General features: G+C 56.0%; 1 protein-coding gene. It reads right to left on the bottom strand.

Annotated elements, in window-relative coordinates; all coding sequences use genetic code 11:
- Positions 1–273 (bottom strand): phosphoenolpyruvate carboxykinase (ATP) (locus SB816_RS31640; RefSeq protein WP_410548201.1); only part of this gene is annotated, 273 nt, incomplete at both ends.

Below are 273 nucleotides of genomic sequence, written 5' to 3'. Positions count from 1 at the left end.
TTTTGAACCATCATCAAAGTCGATAGTGCCATCTTCACGCACGGTGACGTTTTCCAGCAACGCATCACGACGGATAGCGTTGTAGATTTCAGGTTCCGCTTCTTTCGACAGCTTGATAGTTTTTGCGTAGCAGCCGCCTTCGAAGTTGAAGATGCCGTGCTCGCCCCAACCATGTTCGTCGTCGCCGATCAGCGTGCGCGACGGATCGGCCGAAAGCGTGGTCTTGCCGGTGCCGGAGAGACCGAAGAACACGGCGGAATCACCCTGCGGACC

Origin of the sequence: Achromobacter sp. SIMBA_011 (assembly GCF_046535435.1) — a bacterium.
GTDB lineage: Bacteria > Pseudomonadota > Gammaproteobacteria > Burkholderiales > Burkholderiaceae_B > Achromobacter > Achromobacter dolens.
Note: the sequence above shows the minus strand (reverse complement) of the source record. Positions and strands in the feature narration are given on the sequence as shown.